The 6,207-nt window shown below is 73.7% G+C and carries 4 protein-coding genes; 1 reads left to right on the plus strand and 3 read right to left on the minus strand.

Annotated features, from left to right (window positions below; translation table 11 throughout):
• Positions 1-237: 237 nt before the first annotated feature.
• Both ACGF3I_RS35130 and ACGF3I_RS35135 read right to left on the minus strand, forming a co-directional pair.
• Positions 238-780, minus strand: a complete 543-nt coding sequence (locus ACGF3I_RS35130) for a hypothetical protein (protein WP_393139382.1) — start codon at positions 778-780, stop codon at positions 238-240.
• A 99-nt stretch (positions 781-879) separates the two neighbouring features.
• Positions 880-1,173, minus strand: a complete 294-nt coding sequence (locus ACGF3I_RS35135) for a hypothetical protein (protein WP_393139384.1) — start codon at positions 1,171-1,173, stop codon at positions 880-882.
• 126 nt (positions 1,174-1,299) lie between these two features.
• On the opposite strand from ACGF3I_RS35135, the gene ACGF3I_RS35140 reads away from it, so the two are divergent.
• Positions 1,300-3,606: a PQQ-binding-like beta-propeller repeat protein gene (locus tag ACGF3I_RS35140; RefSeq protein ID WP_393139385.1), complete on the plus strand. Its 2,307-nt coding sequence runs from the start codon at positions 1,300-1,302 to the stop codon at positions 3,604-3,606.
• Positions 3,607-3,693: 87 nt separating this feature from the next.
• Here the strand turns inward: ACGF3I_RS35140 and ilvD are convergent, their stop codons facing one another.
• Positions 3,694-5,544 carry a dihydroxy-acid dehydratase gene (gene ilvD, locus ACGF3I_RS35145; protein WP_393139387.1) on the minus strand — a complete coding sequence of 617 codons (1,851 nt, stop codon included), beginning with the start codon at positions 5,542-5,544 and terminating at the stop codon, positions 3,694-3,696.
• Positions 5,545-6,207 lie beyond the last annotated feature (663 nt).

Genomic DNA, 6,207 nt, shown 5'->3' on the forward strand with positions numbered 1-6,207 from the left:
GCGGGGGCTCCGCCCCCTGCACCCCTGCTCGGGGCTCCGCCCCGAACCCCGATCGCGCCTGAACGGCGCTCGTCCTCAAACGCCGGACGGGCTGAAGATGCGCATGCTGGCCAGCACCGTGCCGCCAAGGGGCGCGGGGAACTGCGCGAAAAGCGACCACGACCCGCACACGACCGGGGGCTGCTCGGAGACCAGGGCGTACCCCGGGCCTGCTCGGGGGCTCGGGGTATGGGTGGGTTATTTCTTGGGGCGTTTTCGGGGGGAGCGGGGGGCCTGCTTGCGGCGGGTGTGGCGGGCTTGGGCCGCTTCGTGTTCTGCTCGGTGCAGGGCTTCGCCCGGGGCCTCGCTGAAGGTGCGGACGAAGTACGCCAGCAGGGAGCCGATGAAGCCGATCGTCTTCAGGCCCTGCAGGGAGCGGTCCGCCTCCGGGTCCGCGGGGCGGGTCGTGAAGCCCTCCCACGTCTTGCGGAACGCCAGCGCGCTGCAGATCGCGAACATCACCACCACCAGCACGTTCACGAACGCGCCCGTGTCCGCCAGCTGCAGGCCCTCGTACGCGAAACGCAGCACGAAGCAGGCCGCCACCGCCGCGGCCAGCGAGCCGATCGACACGCCGACCCGGCGCAGGGCGTAGCCGTGGTCGTGGTTCACCCACGTCGTGCCGAAGAAGCGGATGGGCTCGGGCTGCGGACCGGTCGGCAGCGCCTTCGCGGCCCCGTTCCGCTTGGCCCCCGCGGCCTCGGCCGCGTCGCTCCCGCCGTCGCCCTTGTTCTCGCTCATGGGGTCGATTATCCCCCGGGGCGGCGCTCGGGCCCCCGGCGGCGCTCGGGGCCTGCCCGGCGGGGCGCCGCCCGGCCGTCACGCCGCCGGCCCGTTCCGCTAACCGCAGCGCGGAGCCACGTAGCCGTCGCTGCCCGTCTTCACGTACGCGTCGGCGACGAACCTCCCGTTGCCGATGTTGTCCCAGATGGTCGACGTGCCGTACGGGCCCGTGACGCGCGTGCCCGGGGTCTGGCAGTTGATCGGGACCGTTGCCCCCAGGGGCAGGACGTCGACGATCGAGTACCCCGTTCCGGGGCCGCTGCGTACGTTCAGTTCGCAGCCGGGGGCCACCGGGTAGCGGTGCGTGCCCAGTGATGACGCCATAGCTGTTTCAGCCGATTCCGCGGTCATGCCCAACTCCCCCATTGGCTTCACTCTGCGTGCAACACGCAGGCTAGCAAGCCCCATCGGGACGACATGCCCCATCGACTAGGCTCCGTCGGACGCGTGCGGACAACGGACACATGGGGGTGGGTCATGGCGTCGCCGCGCAGTATCGGGTTCGGGGCGCCGGGCGCCGGGGATCCGGAATCCGTCGGCGCCTACCGGCTGGAATCGGTCATCGGCTCGGGTGGCATGGGTGTGGTGCACCTGGCCACGTCGCCGTCCGGCATGCGGCTCGCCGTCAAGGTCGTGCACGCCCAGCACGCCGCCGATCCCGAGTTCCGGGCCCGGTTCCGGCAGGAGGTCTCGGCGGCGCGGCGGGTGAGCGGGGCGTTCACCGCCTCCGTGGTCGACGCCGACCCCGACGCCGAGCGGCCCTGGATGGCCACCCTGCACGTCCCCGGGCCCACTCTCGCCGAGCGCGTCAAGGACAGCGGTCCGCTCTCCGCCGCCGAGGTGCGCCGGCTGGGGGCGGGGCTCGCGGAGGCGCTGCGCGACATCCACCGGGCCGGGGTGGTCCACCGCGACCTGAAGCCGAGCAATGTGCTGCTCGCCTCCGACGGGCCCAAGGTCATCGACTTCGGGATCTCGCGCCCGTACGACAGTGATCTGCGCACCGAGACCGGCAAGTTGATCGGGACCCCGCCCTTCATGGCGCCCGAGCAGTTCCAGCGTCCGCGTGAAGTCGGGCCCGCCGCCGATGTGTTCGCGATGGGCGCGGTGCTCGTGCACGCCGCCACCGGGCGCGGGCCCTTCGACTCCGATTCGCACTACATCGTCGCCTATCAAGTCGTCCACAACGAGCCCGACTTGGACGGGGTGCCCGAGGACCTCGTGCCCGTCCTGCGCGACTGCCTCGCCAAGGATCCCGCCGCCCGGCCCACCCCCGACGGCCTCCTCGCCGCGCTGCGGTCCGCCGCGTACGGGTCCGAGGCGCGGATCACGACCCAGGTGTTCCGGCAGCCCGTGGGTTCATTGGCCGACCCCGGCCACCGTGAATCCCTCGCGGGCTCCGACGGGGCTCTCGACGGTGAGGGTGCGGGTGACGGTGACGGTGCGGGGGGCTCCGGGGGCTCGTCGCGGTGGCGGTTGCGGGGGGCCGGTCGACGCGCCGTCCTCGGATCGCTCGCGCTGCTCGGGGTCGTCGGCGCCGGGATGGTCGCCGTGCGGTCGCTTCCGGACGGCACCGGGACGGCCGTGGCCTCCGCCCCCGAGCAGCCGCAACCCGCTGCCTTCCGGCCCTGGAGCGTGCGGTTGGGGGCGGCGTCCGCGGCTTCCGGTACCAGCCCCGGCGACGGCCCCGGGAGCGGGAGCGGCCCCGGCGGCGGGAACCGTACGGCCTTCTGCACCGGCGCCGACGGCGGCGACGCGCTGTACTGCTCCGCGCCCGGTGTCGCCCTGGCCCGGCTCGACGGCAGGAGCGGGAAGACGCTGTGGTCGGTGTCCGGGGCCGCCGGGCAGCTGCTCTCCGACGACTACGCGCCCGTCGTGGCCGGCGGACGGGTACTGGCCAGGACCCCGGGCGGACCGCTGCGGGCGTACGACGCCGGGAGCGGCAGACCGGTGTGGTCCGCCGACGTGTCGGCGTACTCGGGGGTGCGTCCGGCCGGCGCCGTCGTGCTGCTCACCACGGCGGACGGGCATGTCACGGCGCTCAACTCCGGTACGGGCAAGGAGATGTGGCGCAAGGTTCTGGGCGGCGGCCGGTCGCAGTGGGCGGTGGGGGTGGGTGCGGGTGTGGGGGCTGGGGCTGGGACCGGGATGACGACGGGGGCGGCCTATGTCGTCACGCCGTCCCCCGACGGCACTTCCACCTCCGTCGCCGCCGTCGATCCCGCGAGTGGATCGGTGCGGTGGCAGGTGCGTACGGCGGGGCGGCTGCGGCCCGTCGCGAGCGGGGGCGGGGACGGGGGCGGCTCCGGCGGGCCCCGGGCCCTGGTGCTGCTCGCGACCGACTCCGCCGGGTTCACCTCGGCGGTCGTACGGCTCGACACGGCCACCCGCGCGTTCCGCCGCAGCCCGCTCTCCGCACCGCTCGACCAGGCGCAGGCCGGGGTGGACGGGGACCGCGTCTATCTCTTCGGGGCGGGCGGGTCGCTGGTGGCGGTCGACGCCGCGCGCGGCGGTGAGGCGTGGCGGCTCGACACGGGCGTCGCCCGCGCCTCGCGGCCCGTCGCCTCGGGCGGACAGGTGTTCCTGACCGGCGCGGACGGCAGACTGCTGGCCTTCGACGCGGGCCGGGGCGTCCTGGTGGGTCAGACCAACCCCCGTATGAATCAAGGGCGTTACACCTTCACGCCCGCGCTCGCGGCCCCGGTCGCCGCCGGGGGGCGGGTGTACGCCGCCGCCCCGGACGGGTCGGTGTTCGGGGTCGATCCCCGTGACGTCGCCAGTTGGTGAGGCGCCCGGGTGGGGGCTGCTGGGCGCCCGCTCGGGCCCGGTGAGCCCGGGTGGCGGAGCCCGGGTGGCCCGGGCGGGGTTGGCCGGTCAGCCCAGCTTCGACACGTCGCGGACCGCGCCCCGGTCGGCGCTGGTGGCCATCGCCGCGTAGGCGCGCAGCGCGGCGGACACCTTGCGCTCGCGGCCCTTCGGGGCGTACACCCCGCCGAGCGCCGCGCGCCGCTGCTCCAACTCGACCTCGGGGACCAGGAGTTCGATCGTACGGTTGGGGATGTCGATCCGGATGCGGTCGCCGTCCTCGACCAGGGCGATCGTGCCGCCGGACGCCGCCTCGGGCGAGGCGTGGCCGATGGACAGGCCGGACGTGCCGCCGGAGAACCGGCCGTCGGTGATCAGCGCGCAGGTCTTGCCGAGGCCGCGTCCCTTGAGGAAGGACGTCGGGTAGAGCATCTCCTGCATGCCGGGGCCGCCCTTGGGGCCCTCGTAGCGGATCACCACGACGTCGCCGTGGGTGATCTGCTTGGTGAGGATCTTGTCGACGGCCTGTTCCTGCGACTCGCAGACAACGGCCGGGCCCTCGAACGTCCAGATCGACTCGTCGACGCCCGCCGTCTTCACGACGCAGCCGTCCTCGGCGAGGTTGCCACGCAGGACCGCGAGGCCGCCGTCCTTGCTGTACGCGTGGGCCGCGTCCCGGATGCAGCCCTCGGCGGCGTCGGTGTCCAGGGTGTCCCAGCGCTCGGACTGCGAGAAGGCGGTGGCCGAGCGGACGCAGCCGGGCGCCGCGTGCCACAGCTCGACGGCCTCGGGGGCCGGGGAGCCGCCGCGCACGTCCCACGCGTCGAGCCATTCCTTGATGGACGGGGAGTGCACGGTGTGGACGTCCTCGTTGAGCAGGCCCGCGCGGTACAGCTCGCCGAGGATCGCGGGGATGCCGCCGGCGCGGTGCACGTCCTCCATGTAGTACGTGCGGTCCTTCGCCACGTTGGGGGCGACCTTGGCCAGGCACGGGACGCGGCGGCTGACGGCGTCCATGTCGCTCAGGCCGTAGTCGAGTTCGGCCTCCTGGGCGGCGGCCAGCAGGTGCAGGATCGTGTTGGTGGAGCCGCCCATCGCGATGTCGAGCGCCATCGCGTTCTCGAACGCGGCGCGGGTGGCGATGGAGCGGGGCAGGACGGTGTGGTCGTCCTGCTCGTAGTGGCGCTTGGTGATCTCGACGACCGTGCGGGCCGCGTTCTCGTACAGGGCGCGGCGGGCGGTGTGGGTGGCGAGGACCGAGCCGTTGCCCGGCAGGCTCAGGCCGATGGCCTCGGTCAGGCAGTTCATCGAGTTGGCGGTGAACATGCCGGAACAGGAGCCGCAGGTGGGGCAGGCGTTCTCCTCGATGCGGAGGATGTCCGCGTCGGAGATCTTGTCGTTGACGGCGTCCGAGATCGCGTCGACCAGGTCGAGGGTGCGGACCGTGCCGTCGACCAGCGTCGCGCGGCCCGACTCCATGGGGCCGCCGGAGACGAAGACGGTGGGGATGTTGAGGCGGAGCGCCGCCATCAGCATGCCGGGGGTGATCTTGTCGCAGTTGGAGATGCAGATCAGGGCGTCGGCGCAGTGGGCCTCGACCATGTACTCCACGCTGTCCGCGATGAGGTCGCGGGAGGGGAGGCTGTAGAGCATGCCGCCGTGGCCCATCGCGATGCCGTCGTCCACGGCGATGGTGTTGAACTCGCGCGGCACGGCGCCGGCGGCGAGGATCGCCTCGCTGACGATGCGGCCCACCGGGGCGAGGTGGGTGTGGCCCGGCACGAACTCGGTGAAGCTGTTCGCCACGGCGATGATCGGCTTGCCGATGTCCTCGCTCGCTACACCGGAGGCTCGCATGAGGGCGCGGGCGCCTGCCATGTTGCGGCCGTGGGTGACTGTGCGGGACCTCAGCTCGGGCATCGTCGCTCGTCTCCTCGTGGGGTGGGCCCCCGGGGGTGCGGGGGATGGGTGCCTCGGTTCGAGCGTACGCCGTGGCTCCGCCATCTGGACACCCTGTCCGGATGGCGGGACCCGGGGTTCGCCATATGACCCCGCCCACCCCCAACCTCCCCGGAGCTCCGCCCCGGGCCCCGCGGGCGGGGTGCCCCTCGCTTTTTGCGCGGTTCCACGCGGCCCCAGGGGGTCTCCTCCGGCCCGGGCCGGGCGGATACCGGCGCCGCTCAACCCCCCGGTCGCCTGCGGACCGTGGTCGCTTTTCGCGCAGTTCCCCGCGCCCCTGGCGGGGCTGGGGGTGGCCGGGGTTTGCCCAGTTCCCCGCGCCCCTCAACCCCCGGTCATCTGCGGACCGTGGTCGCTTCTCGCGCAGTTCCCCGCGCCCCTGGCGGGACCGGTGCGGGCCAGCATGCGCGTACCGGCCTTCTTCGCGCAGTTCCCCGCGCCCCTCAACCCCCGGTCATCTGCGGACCGTGGACGCTTCTCGCGCAGTTCCCCGCGCCCCTAAGCAGCACCGGTGCTGGTCCGCGCCGGGCACCTCAGCCCGTCCGGCGTTTGAGGACGAGCGCCGTTCAGGCGCGATAGGGGGGTGCAGGGGGCGCAGCCCCCGCCGGGGTCCGAGGGGCGGAG

Origin of the sequence: Streptomyces sp. NPDC048111, assembly GCF_043202815.1 — a bacterium.
GTDB lineage: Bacteria > Actinomycetota > Actinomycetes > Streptomycetales > Streptomycetaceae > Streptomyces.

Bases quoted from the DNA above. Each gene is read 5' to 3' on its own strand.
- ACGF3I_RS35135 (WP_393139384.1), bottom strand. From the start codon at position 1,173: ATGACCGCGGAATCGGCTGAAACAGCTATGGCGTCATCACTGGGCACG.
- ACGF3I_RS35130 (WP_393139382.1), bottom strand. From the start codon at position 780: ATGAGCGAGAACAAGGGCGACGGCGGGAGCGACGCGGCCGAGGCCGCG.
- ACGF3I_RS35140 (WP_393139385.1), top strand. From the start codon at position 1,300: ATGGCGTCGCCGCGCAGTATCGGGTTCGGGGCGCCGGGCGCCGGGGAT.
- ilvD (WP_393139387.1), bottom strand. From the start codon at position 5,544: ATGCCCGAGCTGAGGTCCCGCACAGTCACCCACGGCCGCAACATGGCA.